The organism is Streptomyces sp. EDA2-14, from assembly GCF_054963755.1.
Window position 1 is genome coordinate 41878 of the sequence record NZ_JBUEGE010000021.1, and the last position, 14784, is coordinate 56661.

At 73.2% G+C, this 14784-nt stretch carries 12 protein-coding genes; 11 read left to right on the plus strand and 1 reads right to left on the minus strand.

All coding sequences use genetic code 11. From position 1 onward, the window contains the following. The first annotated feature begins 17 nt into the window (after positions 1-17). The 8 genes from ACY34M_RS34710 (at position 18) to ACY34M_RS34745 (ending at position 9107) form a co-directional block, all read left to right on the plus strand. The gene (locus ACY34M_RS34710) at positions 18-965 is read left to right on the plus strand and encodes a VOC family protein (protein WP_462716676.1); all 948 of its coding nucleotides are present in this window, start codon (positions 18-20) and stop codon (positions 963-965) included. After that, positions 962-2449: an FAD-dependent oxidoreductase gene (locus ACY34M_RS34715; protein WP_462716677.1), complete on the plus strand. Its 1488-nt coding sequence runs from the start codon at positions 962-964 to the stop codon at positions 2447-2449. Before ACY34M_RS34710 ends, ACY34M_RS34715 begins: the two co-directional genes overlap by 4 nt. Before the next feature lie 47 nt (positions 2450-2496). After that, entirely contained in the window at positions 2497-3258 is a 762-nt protein-coding gene (locus ACY34M_RS34720; protein ID WP_462716678.1) for an SDR family NAD(P)-dependent oxidoreductase, read from the plus strand. 18 nt (positions 3259-3276) lie between these two features. Then, entirely contained in the window at positions 3277-4068 is a 792-nt protein-coding gene (locus ACY34M_RS34725) for an SDR family oxidoreductase (protein WP_462716679.1), read from the plus strand. Positions 4069-4186: 118 nt separating this feature from the next. Further along, positions 4187-5347: a steroid 3-ketoacyl-CoA thiolase gene (locus ACY34M_RS34730; protein ID WP_462716680.1), complete on the plus strand. Its 1161-nt coding sequence runs from the start codon at positions 4187-4189 to the stop codon at positions 5345-5347. Positions 5348-5353: 6 nt separating this feature from the next. Further along, on the plus strand, positions 5354-7582 hold the full coding sequence (locus ACY34M_RS34735) for an acyl-CoA dehydrogenase (protein ID WP_462716681.1): 2229 nt from the start codon (positions 5354-5356) through the stop codon (positions 7580-7582). Next, positions 7579-8451, plus strand: a complete 873-nt coding sequence (locus ACY34M_RS34740; protein ID WP_462716682.1) for a MaoC/PaaZ C-terminal domain-containing protein — start codon at positions 7579-7581, stop codon at positions 8449-8451. Before ACY34M_RS34735 ends, ACY34M_RS34740 begins: the two co-directional genes overlap by 4 nt. Next, positions 8448-9107 carry a PaaI family thioesterase gene (locus ACY34M_RS34745; RefSeq protein ID WP_462716683.1) on the plus strand — a complete coding sequence of 220 codons (660 nt, stop codon included), beginning with the start codon at positions 8448-8450 and terminating at the stop codon, positions 9105-9107. The genes ACY34M_RS34740 and ACY34M_RS34745 overlap by 4 nt, the downstream gene beginning before the upstream one ends. Before the next feature lie 70 nt (positions 9108-9177). Here ACY34M_RS34745 and casG read toward each other — a convergent pair whose 3' ends face one another. Beyond that, complete coding sequence (gene casG, locus ACY34M_RS34750) at positions 9178-10821, minus strand: steroid-24-oyl-CoA synthetase (protein ID WP_462716684.1); 1644 nt, start codon at positions 10819-10821, stop codon at positions 9178-9180. 188 nt (positions 10822-11009) lie between these two features. Between casG and ACY34M_RS34755 the strand changes: the two genes are divergently transcribed. The 3 genes from ACY34M_RS34755 to casI all read left to right on the plus strand — a co-directional run bounded on the left by ACY34M_RS34755 (position 11010) and on the right by casI (position 14776). Continuing rightward, entirely contained in the window at positions 11010-11771 is a 762-nt protein-coding gene (locus tag ACY34M_RS34755; RefSeq protein WP_462716685.1) for an SDR family NAD(P)-dependent oxidoreductase, read from the plus strand. A gap of 99 nt (positions 11772-11870) precedes the next feature. After that, positions 11871-13106 (plus strand): NADH:flavin oxidoreductase, encoded by a 1236-nt coding sequence (locus tag ACY34M_RS34760; protein WP_462716686.1) that lies wholly within the window; start codon positions 11871-11873, stop codon positions 13104-13106. Positions 13107-13117: 11 nt separating this feature from the next. Then, positions 13118-14776 (plus strand): steroid-22-oyl-CoA synthetase, encoded by a 1659-nt coding sequence (casI, locus tag ACY34M_RS34765; RefSeq protein WP_462716687.1) that lies wholly within the window; start codon positions 13118-13120, stop codon positions 14774-14776. The last annotated feature ends 8 nt before the right edge of the window (positions 14777-14784 follow it).

Below are 14784 nucleotides of genomic sequence, written 5' to 3' on the forward strand. Positions count from 1 at the left end.
AGGACGGGACGTAGAACATGACGCACATCCGAGGACTCGGGTACCTCCGGGTCCGCACCCGGGACGTCGCCCGCTGGCGCGAACTCACCGTGGACGCGCTCGGGTTCGCCGAGGGCTCAGGCCCCGACCCGGACGGGCTCTACCTCAGGATGGACGAGCGCCGGGCCCGGCTCGTCGTCCTGCCCGGCGACACCGACCGGGCCGAGGCCGTCGGCTGGGAGGTGCGCGACCAGTTCGCGCTGGCCGAGGTCGCCCGCGCCGTCGAGGCGTCCGGCACCGCGGTCAAGGAGCTGACCTGGCAGGAGGCCGGCGAACTCGCGGTGGAGCGGGCCATCGCCTTCGAGGACCCGGCAGGTGTCCGCGTCGAGGTGTTCTTCGGGCCCGTCCTCGACCACAGTCCCGTCCTCACCGGCCTCGGGCAGCGCTTCGTCACCGGCGCCCAGGGCATGGGCCACGTCGTCCTGCCGACAACCCGTATGGACGAGACCGTCGCCTTCTACACGGAGGTCCTCGGCTTCCTGCCGCGCGGCGCGGTCAAGTTGAGCGCCCAGTCGCCGGACGCCCCGCCGCGCCGCGTGCGCTTCATGGGCGTCAACCAGCGCCACCACAGCCTGGCCCTGTGCCCGGCGCCGCACGGCGAGGCCCCCGGCATGGTCCATCTCATGGTCGAGGTCGACTCCCTGGACGCGGTCGGCCGCGCCCTCGACAACGTGGGCCGCCTCGGCTTCCCGCTCTCCTCCACGCTCGGCCGGCACACCAACGACAAGATGGTCTCCTTCTACGTCCGCGCACCGGGCGGCTGGGACCTGGAGTACGGCACCGACGGAATGCTCGTCGACGAGAGCCACTACACCGCCGAGGAGATCACGGCGGACAGCTACTGGGGCCACGACTGGTCGGGCTCCGAGCCGCTCGCGGCGTTCTCCACTCCCCGGGCGCCCGAGAAGCCCAAGCAGGGCGGATGACCCGGCCCCGGTCGGTCGCCCCCGTCCGCGCCGAGTCCGTCACCCACTGGGATGCCGAGGCCGACGTCCTCGTCGTGGGCCTCGGCTGCGCCGGCGCCGCGGCGGCCTTCGAGGCGGCCACCGCGGGCGCGGACGTCCTGGTCCTCGACCGTGCGGGCGGAGGCGGCTCGTCGGCGCTGTCCGGCGGCGAGCTGTACCTCGGCGGCGGCACCGCCGTACAGGCCGCCTGCGGTTTCGAGGACACCGCCGACGACATGTTCGCCTATCTGTCGGCGGCCCTCGGCCCGCACGCCGACGAGGCCAAGCTGCGCGCCTACTGCGACGGCAGCACCGAGCACTTCGACTGGTTCGTCGACCGGGGCGTCCCCTTCGAGCACAGCCTGTGGGACGCCCCGACCTGGATGCCGCCCACGCACGACGGGCTGATGTGGCTCGGTGAGAACGCCTGGCCGTACGACACCCTCGCCCGGCCCGCGCCGCGCGGACACCGGCCCGCCGTCGGTCACTTCGGCGGCGGACTGCTGATGGAGAAGCTGACCGCGGCGGCCCGCGAGGCCGGCGCCGAGGTCCGCACCGACACCCTCGCCGCCGCGCTGATCACCGACGACGACGGCCGGATCGTCGGCGTCACCGCCCGCCGCTTCGGACAGGACCTGGCGTTCCGCGCCCGCCGCGGGACCGTCCTGACCACCGGCGGATTCGTCGACAACGAGGAGATGCTCGCCGACCACGCCCCGGCCCTGCTCGGACTCGGCAAGGTCAGCGACGGCCTCGACGACGGCAGCGGCATCCGGATGGCCTGCGCCGTCGGCGCGGCCACCCGCCGGATGTCCGTGACCGAGATCGCCATGACCGCGCTGCCCGCCCTGACCGTGCGCGGACTGCTGGTCAACGCCCACGGGCAGCGCTTCGTCAACGAGGACGTCTACCCCGGTCTGTTCAGCACCGCGGCGGTACTGACTCAGCCCGGCCCGTACTGGGTGATCGTCGATCAGGAGGGCTACGAGTCCGTCCCCGAGGCGGAGCGCTGGGGCGTGCTGCCCCGGTACGCCGACGACAGCCTGGCTGTCCTGGAACGCGAACTCGGTATGCCGGAGGGCGCGTTGGAGGCTGCCGTGGGCACGTACAACCGGCACGCCGAGCACGGCGAGGACCCCTACTTCCACAAGAACGGCCGCTGGCTGCGGCCTCTCAAGCCGCCCTTCGCCGTCCTCGACCCGCGCCGCGGCTTCCACACCGGAGGCCGGGGGAGCGCGGGCACCGGGCCCGGCGCGGCCGGGTTCACCCTGGGCGGGCTGCACACCACCGTCGACGGCGCCGTGCTCGACGTCTCCGGCGCACCCGTCCCCGGCCTGTACGCGGCGGGCCGGGCCAGCTCCGGCCTGCACGGACACGGCTACGTCAGCGGTACCTCGCTGGGCGACGGCACCTTCTTCGGGCGCCGGGCGGGCCGGGCCGCCGCCGTCGACCCGGCCACCCCCTGACCGCCCGGCCCCGACGGGCCCGCATCCGTAACCGTGAAGGGCCCCTGATGAACCGTCCGAACCGTTTCGAAGGCACCTCCGTCCTGCTCACCGGCGCCGCATCCGGCATCGGCCGCGCCACCGCGCTGCGGCTCGCCGCGGAGGGCGCCGCCGTCTTCGCCGTCGACCTGTCCGCGAGCGGTCTGCGCGACACGGCCGACCGACTGCCGCCCGGCGATGGGCGGATCCACACCCACGTCGCCGACGTGTCCGACGAGAGCGCCGTCGTGGCCGCCGTGGCCCGCGCCGCCGAGGAGTTGGGCGGCATCGACGTCCTGGTCAACGTGGCGGGCGTGCACCGCACCACGCCGATCGACCGGCTCACCGTCGACGACCTGCGGCACCTGTTCGACGTCAACGTCGTCGGCACGGCGGTGTGCTGCCGCGAGGCGCTGCGCCATCTGCCCGACGGCAGGGGTGTCGTCGTCAACGTGGCCTCGTCGTCCGCGACCCACGGCAATCCGTTCATGAGCGCCTACTCCGCCACCAAGGGCGCGGTGTTGGCGTTCTCGCTGTCCCTCGCGTCCGAGGTGGCGCATCGGCGCATCCGCGTCGTGCCGGTCTCGCCCGGCACGGTCGCCACGCCCCTGACCGCCCGGCCCGACATGCTGCCGCCGGACCTCGACACCAGCTACTACCAGCGCATCCGGGCGCCGTTCGGGGCGGCGGACCCGGAACAGATCGCGGGCGTCATCGCCTTCGCCGCCTCCCCGGACGCCGGATATCTCACGGGCGCGGAGATCCGCGCCGACGGCGGCTCCCACATCTGACAGAAAGGCACCACACCCATGACCTCATCACCCGCACCGCGCCGGGCAGTTGTCACCGGAGCGGCCTCCGGCATCGGCAGGGCACTCGCCGACATGCTGCGGGCCCGGGGGGACGACGTGATCGGCGTCGACCTGAAGGACGCCGACGTCTGCGCCGACCTCGGCACCGCCGCCGGTCGCCAAGAAGCCGTCCACGCCGTCCTCGAACGCAGCGGGGGAGTCCTCGACGCGGTAGTCGCCTGCGCCGGGATCTCGGCCCGCGTGCCCGCCACGGTCGCGGTCAACTACTTCGGTGTCACCGAGGTGTTGGAGGGACTGAGGCCCGCGCTGGCCCGGTCCGGGGCGCCGCGCGCCGCGTTCGTCGGATCCATCGTCGGGACGAAGACCGGCTCGGACGACGTCGTCGAGGCCTGCCTCGCCGGTGACGAGCCGGCCGCGCTCGCCGCTGCCGCCGCCCTGACGGAGGCGGGCGAGGGCGGCGCCCTCTACCCCGCGTCCAAGGCCGCCCTGGCCCGCTGGGTGCGCCGCACCAGCGTCACCGACGCGTGGGCCGGGGCGGGCATCCCGTTGAACGCCGTCGCCCCCGGTGTGGTGCTCACCCCGATGCACGCGGCCGTCGCCGTGACCGAGGAGCAGCGCCGCATCGTCGAGCAGGCCGTGCCCATGCCGCTGAACGGCCACGCGGAGCCCGAGGTGGTCGCGCGGGCCCTGCGCTGGCTGACGAGCACGGAGAACTCCCATGTCACCGGGCAGGTGTTGTACGTCGACGGGGGCGCCGAAGTGGTCCTGCGCGGCCCGGACCGGGTGTGAGGGGACCCCACTGAGTGGGACGACCCCTTGCTTTCTTTCAGAATGAATTCTAGTTCTGTAGGTGTACGCGACCACACCGTCCCGGCCCCAGCGGGCCGCCACACACCTACGGAGAACCATGGCCGAGGCCGTCATAGTCGAAGCCGCACGCACGCCGGTCGGCAGGCGACGCGGGGTCCTGTCGGGGCTGCACCCGGCCGAACTGCTGGGCCAGGCGCAGAAAGGCCTGCTGGAGCGGGCCGGCCTCGCCCCCGACGCGGTCGACCAGGTCGTCGGCGGCTGCGTCACGCAGGCGGGCGAGCAGTCCAACAACGTGACCCGCACCGCCTGGCTGCACAGCGGCCTCCCACACACCACCGCCTGCACCTCGATCGACTGCGCCTGCGGCTCCTCGCAGCAGGCCGTGCACCTGATCCACGGGCTGATCGCCGCGGGCACCATCGACGCGGGCATCGGCTGCGGCGTCGAGTCGATGAGCCGGGTGTTCCTCGGCCAGGCGCAGACTCCCGGAACCGGCGTGCCGGTGCCCGACAGTTGGTCGCTCGACATGCCGGACCAGTTCACGGCCGCCGAGCGGATCGCGGCCAAGCGCGGCATCACCCGCGCCGACGCGGACGCCCTCGGGCTCGCATCCCAGCAGAAGGCCGCCCGCGCCTGGGCCGAAGGCCGATTCGCCGGACAGGTCCTCGACATCGACGCCCCCGTCATGGGCCCCGAGGGCCCCACCGGTGAACGTGCCGTCGTCTCCCGCGACCAGGGCCTGCGGGACACCACCGCGGAAGGACTCGCCGCGCTCAAGCCCGTGGTCCCCGACGGCATCCACACCGCGGGCAACTCGTCCCAGATCAGCGACGGGGCCGCCGCCGTCCTGCTGATGGCGAAGGACCGCGCCGAACGCCTCGGCCTGCGCGGCCGGGCCCGGATCGTCGCCTCCACGATGGTCGGTTCCGACCCGTACTACCACCTCGACGGCCCCGTCGAGGCGACCCGCGCGGTGCTGGACAAGGCGGGCATGACGCTCGACGACATCGACCTCGTCGAGATCAACGAGGCGTTCGCCTCCGTGGTGCTGTCCTGGGCGCAGGTCCACAAGGCCGACATGGACAAGGTGAACGTCAACGGCGGCGCCATCGCCCTCGGCCACGCGGTGGGCTCCACCGGCGCCCGGCTGATCACCCAGGCGCTGTACGAGCTGGAGCGCGCCGACAAGTCCACCGCGCTGATCACCATGTGCGCCGGCGGCGCGCACTCGACGGCGACGATCATCGAACGGATCTGAGACACCATGACCATCGGCCTCACCGAGGAACACCGCGACCTGCGCGACTCCGTACGCGCCTTCGCCGGCCGGCACATCACCGCGGACGTCCTGCGCAAGGCGGTCGACGCCGAGGACGCTTCGCTCCCGCCGTACTGGCGGGCCCTCGCCGAACAGGGCCTGCTCGGCCTGCACCTGCCCGAGGAGGCCGGGGGAGCGGGCTACGGGCTCGTCGAACTCGCCGTCGTCGTGGAGGAGCTGGGCCGGGCCGTCGCTCCCGGCCCGTTCCTGCCGACGACCCTGGCCGCGGCCGTCCTGAACCGGGCCGGGCACCGCAAGTACCTGCCGGGCCTCGCCGACGGCACCGTCGTCGGCGCCGTCGGACTGCGCCCCGGCACCCTCGCCCTGACCCGCGGGGACGACGGCACGGCCACGCTGTCCGGCGAGTGCGGACCGGTCGTCGGCGGGCACACCGCCGACCTCTTCGTCCTGCCCGCCACCGACGGCGACGCCACGAAGTGGGTCGTGGTGCCGCGCGCCGCGGTGGAGGCCACCCACCTGCGCAGCCACGACCTGACCCGCCGCTCGTCCCGGGTGTCCACAAGCGCGGTGCCGGTACCGGCCGGTGACGTCCTGAGCGTGGACGGGCGGCTGCCGCTGGACCTGGCCGCCACCCTGTTCGCCGCGGAGGCGTCCGGCATCGCGGACTGGGCCGTCACCACCGCCGCCGACTACGCCCGCGTCCGGGAACAGTTCGGCCGCCCCGTCGGACAGTTCCAGGGCGTCAAGCACCGCTGCGCGCGGATGCTCGCACAGGCCGAACAGGCCCGCGCCTGCGCCTGGGACGCGGCCCGCGCCGCCGAACCCGGCGCCGTCGACGATCCCGGCGAGGCCGCCCTGGCAGCCGCCGTCGCCGCTGCCACCGCCGTCGACGCGGGCTTCGCCGCCGCCAAGGACTGCATCCAGGTCCTCGGCGGCATCGGCTTCACCTGGGAGCACGACGCCCACCTCTACCTGCGCCGGGCCCAGACCCTGCGGATCGCGCTCGGCCCCGCCGCGCGGTGGCGCCGCCGCGTCGCCCGGCTCACCCTGGACGGCTCGCGCCGCCGGCTCGGCGTCGAACTGCCGCCCTCCGCGGCGGCCGTCCGCGAGGAGGTCCGCGCCGAACTCGGCGCGGCCGCCGCCCTGCCCGCCGCCGAGCGCCCCGGCTTCCTCGCCGACCACGGCTACACCGCCCCGCACCTGCCCGCCCCCTGGGGCAAGGGCGCCGACGCCGTCACCCAGCTCGTCATCGCCGAGGAACTCCGCGCCGCGGGCCTCAAGCCCGTCGACATGGTCATCGGCGGCTGGGTGGTCCCCACCCTCGTCGCGCACGGCGACGACGCGCAGCGCGAGAAGTTCCTGCGGCCCAGCCTGCGCGGCGAGACCAAGTGGTGCCAGCTGTTCAGCGAACCCGGCGCCGGGTCCGACCTCGCGGGCCTCTCCACCCGCGCGGTCCGGGTCGACGGCGGCTGGCGGATCACCGGCCAGAAGGTGTGGACCTCCATGGCCCACGACGCCGACTGGGGCATCCTCCTCGCCCGCACCGACCCCGACGCGCCCAAGCACAAGGGGCTCTCGTACTTCCTGCTCGACATGGACAGCCCCGGCATCGACATCAGGCCGCTGCGCCAGATCACGTGCGAGGCCGAGTTCAACGAGGTGTTCCTCGACGACGTGTTCGTCCCCGACGCCCTGCTCGTCGGCGAACCCGGCGACGGCTGGCGGCTCAGCCGCACCACCCTGGCCAACGAACGCGTCGCCCTGTCCCACGACTCCTCGCTCGGCTCGGGCGGCGAGGCCCTGCTCGACCTCGCGGCCTCCACCCCCGACGCGATGGACGACGAACGGCTCACCACCCTCGGCGCCATCCTCTGCGACGCCCAGGCGGGCGGCCTCCTCGGCCTGCGCGCCACCCTGCGCTCGGTCTCCGGACAGCAGCCGGGCGCCGAGGCCAGCATCGCCAAACTGGCCGGCGTGGAACACCTCCAGCAGGTGTGGGAGACCGCCATGGACTGGCTGGGCGACGCCTCCCTCACCGGCGAAGGACCCCGCCAGGACCCCACCTGGTGGTTCCTCAACTCCCGCTGCATGTCCATCGCGGGAGGCACGACCGAGGTCCAGCTGAACATCATCGGGGAGCGCATCCTGGGCCTGCCGCGCGATCCCGCACCCGTGCCCGCCGCCAGGACTTCCGAGGGGACGGCCCGCGCATGACGATCGACCGTGACAAGGCACTGGGCGCGCCGCCCACCGTCGAGGAGATCTCCTGGACGACCCGGGACGTGCTCCTCTACCACCTCAGCCTCGGCGCGGGAGCCGACGCCGCCGTGGGGCCCGAACCCGGCCTCACCTACGAACGCGGACTGACGGTGCTGCCCACCTTCGCAATGGTCGCAGGCACCGGCATCTCCTCCGGCGCCGACCCGGACCCGTCCTTCGAACTGCCCGGCATCGACATCGACCTGCGCCGCATCCTGCACGCGGGCCAGGAGTTGACGGTCCATCACCCGCTGCCGACGGCGGGCAGGGCCACTCTCTCCTCCCGCGTCGTCGAACTGTGGGACAAGGGCAAGGCCGCGGTCATCGTGCGCGAGACCGCCGCGACCGGGCCGGACGGCGAACCTCTGTGGACGAACCGGATGCGGATCTGGGCCCACGGCGCGGGCGGCTTCGGCTCGGGGCCCGGCCCGCGGACCGAGTGGACCGCACCCGACCGCGCACCCGACACCGTGCTCGACACGCCCACCAGCCCGCAGCAGGCACTGCTCTACCGGCTCAACGGCGACCTCAACCCCCTGCACGCCGACCCGGAGTTCGCCCGGAGCGCCGGTTTCGAGCGGCCCGTCCTGCACGGACTCGCCTCCTACGGGCTTGTCGCCAAGGCTCTCGTCGCAGGTCCGCTCGACGGCGACGCGGGCCGCCTGGCCGAACTGTCCGTACGGTTCTCGGGCGTCCTTTTCCCCGGCGAGACCCTCCGCACCGCCGTCTGGCGCGACGGCGACCGGCTCCTGCTGCACGCCACCTGCCCGGAGCGCGACGACGCCCCCGTACTCACCCACGCGACGGCGAGGACCACCGCATGACCGCCGACCGCCACCCCGTCCCCGTACCCTCCGAGCCCGGTGCACGGCCGGACAAGCTGGTCGCCGCCGCACACGACGAGGGCGTCGACACCGCGACCGCCGCCGCCCGCAGACTGATCGACGCCCTGCTGCGGGCCGGCGACGACACCGACATCGACATGGCGGGCGTCACCAAGCAACTCGACGGCATCTCGGACCAGTTGCTGGAGCGGGCGCCCGGCCTGGAGGAACGCTTCGTGACCATGTGGCAGGGCACCGGTGTCACCCGGCACGACCCCGTCACGGGCCCGGAGAACGCCATCGCCCCGCCGCTCCACCTCACCGGCCGGGACGACGGCTCCGTCCAGGGCGTCATCACTCTCGGCCTGCCCTACCAGGGCCCGCCGCGCTGCGTGCACGGCGGAGTGTCCGCGCTGCTGCTCGACCACACCCTCGGCGTGGCCAACCACTGGGCGGGCCTGTCCGGGATGACCGCCGAACTCACCGTGCGCTACCTGCGGCCCACCCCGCTCTTCGAGCCCCTCACGGTCACCGGCCGCCAGATCTCCGTGGACGGCAGGAAGATCCGCACCGACGGGACCATCGAGGCCGGTGGCCGTGCCTGTGTGACGGTCCAGGGCCTGTTCATCGCCAAGGAACTGCCCCGCCCCAGCTGAACCACGGACACACCACGAGCGGGCCCCGGCCGGAGATTCCCTCCGGCCGGGGCCCTTTGGTGGTCTGTCGTCACACGCGTACGTCGCGGCGCACGACCTTCCCCGTGGCGTTGCGCGGCAGGTGCTCCGAGGTGATCCGCCACCGCGTCGGGACCTTGTAGTAGGCGAGGCGTCCGCGGACGTGGCCGGTCAGGGTCTCCTCGGTGAGACCGGCGTCCGCGTCGGTGACGACCACCGCCGCCACCTCCTGGCCCAGATCCGGGTGCGGCACCCCGATCACCAGGCACTCGCGCACCCCCGGGCACTCGGCCAGTACGTTCTCGATCTCGGCCGGGTACACGTTCTCGCCGCCGCGCAGGATCAGGTCCGAACGCCGGCTGGTGAGCCGCAGCCGTCCCTCCTCCAGCATTCCTATGTCCCCGGTGTGCAGCCAGCGGTCCGCCCTGATGGCCCGGTCGGTGGCCTCCCGGTCCTCCCAGTAGCCGAGCATCACGTACGGGCTGCGCAGGCAGACCTCGCCCTCCTGGCCCTCCGGCAGCGGCACGCCCGCCGGGTCCCGGACCTCCAGCTCCACCGCCACGACGGGGCGGCCCACGCTGTCCGGTGCCGCGGCCAGATCGGCCGGGGAGGCCACGGCCGCGCCGGTGCAGGACTCGGTCAGCCCGTAGCTGTTGGCCAGCGCGTTCCGCGCGACCGGAAGGACCGCGCGCAGCCGTTCGTGGAAGGCGGGCGACGACGGCGCCGACGCCAGCGAGAAGGACGTCAGGGACGACAGGTCGTAGCCGCCGAGATCACCGTGCTCCACGAGCCGGTGCGCCATCGTCGGCACCGCACCCCAGTTGGTGACCCGCTCCCGCTCGACCAGCCGCAGCACCCGGTCGGCCTCGAAGCGGCCCTGGTACATCACGACCGCGCCGCCGTCCACGAGCCGGGGCACCGCGAGGTTGTGCAGCGACGCGATGTGGAAGAGGGGCAGCGCGAGCAGATGCCGCCGCTCCTCGGGAGCGGTCGGATCGCCCAACTCGGCGGCCAGCGCGTGGTTGAGGCACAGATACTCGATGACGGCCAGCAGGTTGCGGTGCGTGTGCACCGCTCCCTTGGGCCGGCCCGACGTACCGCTCGTGTACATGATGACCGCGGGATCGTCCTCGTCGACCCGAGGCCGCGGCAGCGGTGTGTCCGGGTGGCGCCGCACCAGGTCGGGGACGTCCTTCTCGAACGTCAGCAGCGGCACACGCGAGCCGTCGACCAGGGCGGCCCGCTTGGCGTCGGCCAGCACCACCTTGGGCCGGGTGTGCCCGAGGCCGTAGTCGATCTCGGGCGCCGTCCACCAGGCGTTGTAGCCGACGGCGACGGCTCCGAGCGAGACCGTGGCCCAGAACGCGACGATCCAGCCGGGGCTGTTCGCCGCGAGCAGCGCCACGCGGTCGCCCTTGCCGACGCCGTACTCCTCCTCCAGAACCCGTGCCAGGGAAGCCACTTGACGCGCGTGCTCCGCGAACGAGATCCGCTCGTCCTCCGTCACGATGTAGTCGCGTTCCCCGTGCCGCACGGAGTCGGCCACCACATCGGCAAGCGACCTCCGCCGGTGCGCGAACACCTGGATGCGCGCACCCAGCACGTCTTCCCGGACCAGCTCGAAGGCACCGCCGGGGCCCGTCAGCCGCCGCAGGATCTCCGGCACCGTCTTCTGGTGATCCGCCGTCGCGCTCATGCGCCTCCCTCTCGCCGGCGTGGATGATGTGCGCGCCATCGTTCTCCTGCCGCCCGCGGCGGACAGCGCGGTTCCCGGTCACCGGGACGCCCGTCGCCGCCCCGTGCCGCTGAGTGGGATCCGCGCCCCGGCGCCGCCCGTGCCCCTCGAGCATGGTCGACCGCAGCCGACGGGAGAAGAGGGAGAACGTGGGACACCTCCAGGACAAGGTCGCGGTCGTCACCGGAGCGGGCCAGGGCGTGGGCCAGGGCATCGCCCTGGCCCTGGCCGCCGAGGGAGCCGCGGTCGCGGTGCTCGGCCGGACACCGGCGAAGCTCGACGCGACCCGCGCACTGCTGCGGGAGCGCGGCGCGCGGGCCGAGACGTTCGCCTGCGACGTGGCGGACACCGACACCATCCCCGAGCTCGTACAGGAGATCGCCGGTCGCCTCGGACGCATCGACGTCCTCGTCAACAACGTCTACGACGGCGCGTACGGACCGCTGCTCTCGCTGAGCGACGCAGACTTCCAACGCGGCTTCCGCAGCGGCCCGTTCGCCACGTTCGCGCTCATGAAGGCCTGCCACCCCCACCTCAAGCGCTCCGGCGACGGCGTGATCATCAATCTCGTCACCTCTGCCATGGTGCGCTGGGACCTGAGCACCTACGGCGCCTACGCGGCCGCCAAGACCGCCGTGCGCTCCCTGACCCGCACCGCCGCCAACGAATGGGGACCCGACGGCATCCGCGTCAACGCGATCGCCCCGCACGCGGCGTCGCCCGGCTACCAGCGCTGGGCCGAGGCCAACCCCGAGGAGGCCGAGGCCTTCTGCGCCTCCGTGCCGCTGCGCCGCGTCGGCGACTGCGAGGACGACATCGGCCGCGCCGTGGCGATGCTGTGCGGCCCCGACGCCCGCTACCTCACCGGCGCGACCGTGCCCCTCGACGGCGGCCAGGCCAACTTCGACTGACGCCCCTCCCGGTCAGCGGGACGACCCCCGCCCACCGGCCCGCCCCTGAATAACGTCACGACCGCCACCACGACGGGTGTGCGGACGGAGGTTCCCCCCTTGACTCAGACATCGCACCAGCCGCCCGGAACGCCGGACGTCCTGGCTCCCGCGACACTCGGCCCCACTACGCTGCGCAACCGCGTCATCAAGGCGGCGACGTACGAGGGGCTGAGCCGCGACAGCCTCGTCACCCGCGACCTGATCGACTTCCACGTCCGGTACGCGGCCGGCGGGGTCGGCATGACCACCGTCGCCTACTGCGCGGTGGCCCCCGAGGGCAGGACCGACAAGCATCAGGTCCTGTGGCGGCCCGAGGCCCTGCCCGGCCTGCGGGAGCTGACCGACGCCGTACACGCCGAGGGCGCGGCCGTCTCCGCGCAGATCGGCCACGCCGGACCGGTCGCCAACCCGAAGTCGAACGGGCTGCCCGCGCTCTCGCCGAGCCGCCACTTCCACAAGACCACCCTCAGCTTCGCCAAGGAGGCCTCCAGGGACGATCTCAAGCGCATCGTCCGAGGCCATGCCGACGCCGCCGCCATGGCAGTCGAAGCGGGCTTCGACTGCGTCGAGATCCACCTGGGCCACAACTACCTCGCCAGCTCCTTCCTCAGCCCGCGCGTCAACCACCGCAAGGACGAGTACGGCGGCAGCCTGGAGAACCGGTTCCGGTTCGCCCGCGAGATCGTGCACGCGGTGCGCGCCGAGGTCGGCGACCGGATCGCCGTCATCGCCAAGCTCAACATGGACGACGGAGTGCCCGGCGGCTTCTGGCTCGACGAGGCCATTCCCGTCGCCCGCCTGCTGGAGAGCGACGGCTGCCTCGACGCCCTGGAACTGACCGTGGGCAGCTCCCTGCTCAACCCCATGTACCTGTTCCGCGGCGACGCGCCGCTGCACGAGTTCGCGCAGATCATGCCCGAGCCGATGAAGACCGGCATCAAACTCGTCGGCAAGAAGGTGCTGCACAGCTACCCCTACACCGACGCCTACCTCCTCGACCAGGCCCGGCAGATTCGCTCCGCCGTCGACATGCCGCTCGTCCTGCTCGGCGGCATCACGGGCCGGCCGAGCATGGACCTGGCCATGCGCGAGGGCTTCCAGTTCGTCGCCATGGGCCGCGCCCTGCTGCGCGAACCCGACCTGATCAACCGCATCGCGGCCGACGCCGACACCCCCTCGCTCTGCATCCACTGCAACAAGTGCTTCGTCACCATCTACGGCGGAACCCGTTGCGTACTCGTCGAGACGCCCGGCGAACGCACCGCCGCCGGCACGTCGCCCCTCCGCGGCTGAGGGGGACGACGTTGACCACCGACACCATCGCCGACCTGCTGCTCGCCCGCACCGGCGACGACCGCCCCGGCCTGCGCACCCGGCAGCGGGACTGGACCTGGGACGAGGTCGTGCGCGCGAGCGCGGCCCGCGCCTCCCTGGCCCGGTCGCTCCGCGCCGACGGGCCCTTCCACATCGGCGTACTCCTCGACAACGTGCCCGAGTACGTGTTCTGGCTGGGCGGCGCCGCCCTCACCGGAGCGACCGTCGTCGGCATCAACCCGACGCGGCGCGGCAGCTACCTGGAGCAGGAAGTACGCCACACCGACTGCCAGTTGATCGTCACCGACCGCGCCGGGCTCAAGCTCTTGGACGGTCTTGACCTCGGCGTCCCGTCCGACCGGTACCTGGTCGTGGACGACGCCGCGTACGACGAGGCGCTGGCAGCGCACGCGGCGGCCGAGCCCGTCCGGGACCCCGCCGTCACCGACGCCACCCGCATGCTGCTGCTGTTCACCTCCGGCACCACCGGCGCCTCCAAGGCGGCGATCTGCTCGCAGGGCCGCCTCGCCGCGCTGGGCCGCACCAACGCCGCCAAGTACGACGTCGGCCCCGACGACACCTGCTACTGCCCGATGCCGCTCTTCCACGGCAACGCGCTGATGGCCCTGTGGGCGCCCGCGCTCGCCGTCGGCGCCACCGTCGCCCTCACCCCGAAGTTCTCCGCCTCCGGATTCCTGCCGGACGTACGGCACTTCGGCGCCACCTTCTTCACCTACGTCGGCAAGGCCATCGCCTACGTCCTGGCCCGGCCGGAAAGCGGCGACGACGGCGACAACCGGCTCACCCACGCCTTCGGCACCGAGGCGTCCCCCGAGGACCAGGCCGCCTTCCTGCGCCGCTTCGGCTGCCGCCTCGTCGAGGGCTACGGCTCCAGCGAGGGCGCCGGCATGCTCAGACGCGCACCCGAAGGACCGCCCACCGCGCTCGGCGTACCCGCGCGCGCCGGTGTGCGCATCGTCGACGCGCACACCCGTGAGACCTGCCCGCCCGCGCTCCTCGACGAGCACGGCCGGGTCCGCAACCCCGAGGAGGCCGTCGGGGAGCTCGTCGACACCGAGGGCGCCGCCCGCTTCGAGGGCTACTACAAGAACGAGGCCGCCAACGCAGAGCGCGTCCACCACGGCTGGTACTGGACCGGCGACCTCGGATACGTCGACGAGGCCGGCTACTTCTACTTCGCAGGCCGCAGCGGCGACTGGATCCGCGTCGACGGCGAGAACACCTCCGCCCTGCTGACCGAGCGCGTCCTGCGCAGGCACCCCGACGTCGTGGCCGCCGCCGTCTTCGGCGTGCCCGACGCCCGCTCCGGCGACCAGGTCATGGCCGCCGTCGAGATACCCGAGGGCCGCAGCTTCGAGGAGCTGCGGCTGCCCGAATTCCTCGCGGAACAGCAGGACCTTGGCACCAAGGGCACCCCCCGCTACGTCCGCGTCTCGCACGCCCTGCCGACCACCGGCTCGGGCAAGCTCCGCAAGAAGGAGATGCAGGTCGAGGGCTGGCGCGTCGACGACCCCGTGCACCACTGGCAGGGCCGCGGACGGCCCGCGTACGCACCTATGACCGACGCGGACAAGGCGGCGCTGCGCGCGGAGTTCCTCGCCAGCGGACGCGGACGCTTCCTGCCCTGACCGCCGGC

Excerpts from the sequence above, each read along its gene's own strand:
- ACY34M_RS34710 (WP_462716676.1), top strand. The coding sequence starts at position 18 with ATGACGCACATCCGAGGACTCGGGTACCTCCGGGTCCGCACCCGGGAC.
- ACY34M_RS34715 (WP_462716677.1), top strand. The coding sequence starts at position 962 with ATGACCCGGCCCCGGTCGGTCGCCCCCGTCCGCGCCGAGTCCGTCACC.
- ACY34M_RS34720 (WP_462716678.1), top strand. The coding sequence starts at position 2,497 with ATGAACCGTCCGAACCGTTTCGAAGGCACCTCCGTCCTGCTCACCGGC.
- ACY34M_RS34725 (WP_462716679.1), top strand. The coding sequence starts at position 3,277 with ATGACCTCATCACCCGCACCGCGCCGGGCAGTTGTCACCGGAGCGGCC.
- ACY34M_RS34730 (WP_462716680.1), top strand. The coding sequence starts at position 4,187 with ATGGCCGAGGCCGTCATAGTCGAAGCCGCACGCACGCCGGTCGGCAGG.
- ACY34M_RS34735 (WP_462716681.1), top strand. The coding sequence starts at position 5,354 with ATGACCATCGGCCTCACCGAGGAACACCGCGACCTGCGCGACTCCGTA.
- ACY34M_RS34740 (WP_462716682.1), top strand. The coding sequence starts at position 7,579 with ATGACGATCGACCGTGACAAGGCACTGGGCGCGCCGCCCACCGTCGAG.
- ACY34M_RS34745 (WP_462716683.1), top strand. The coding sequence starts at position 8,448 with ATGACCGCCGACCGCCACCCCGTCCCCGTACCCTCCGAGCCCGGTGCA.
- casG (WP_462716684.1), bottom strand. The coding sequence starts at position 10,821 with ATGAGCGCGACGGCGGATCACCAGAAGACGGTGCCGGAGATCCTGCGG.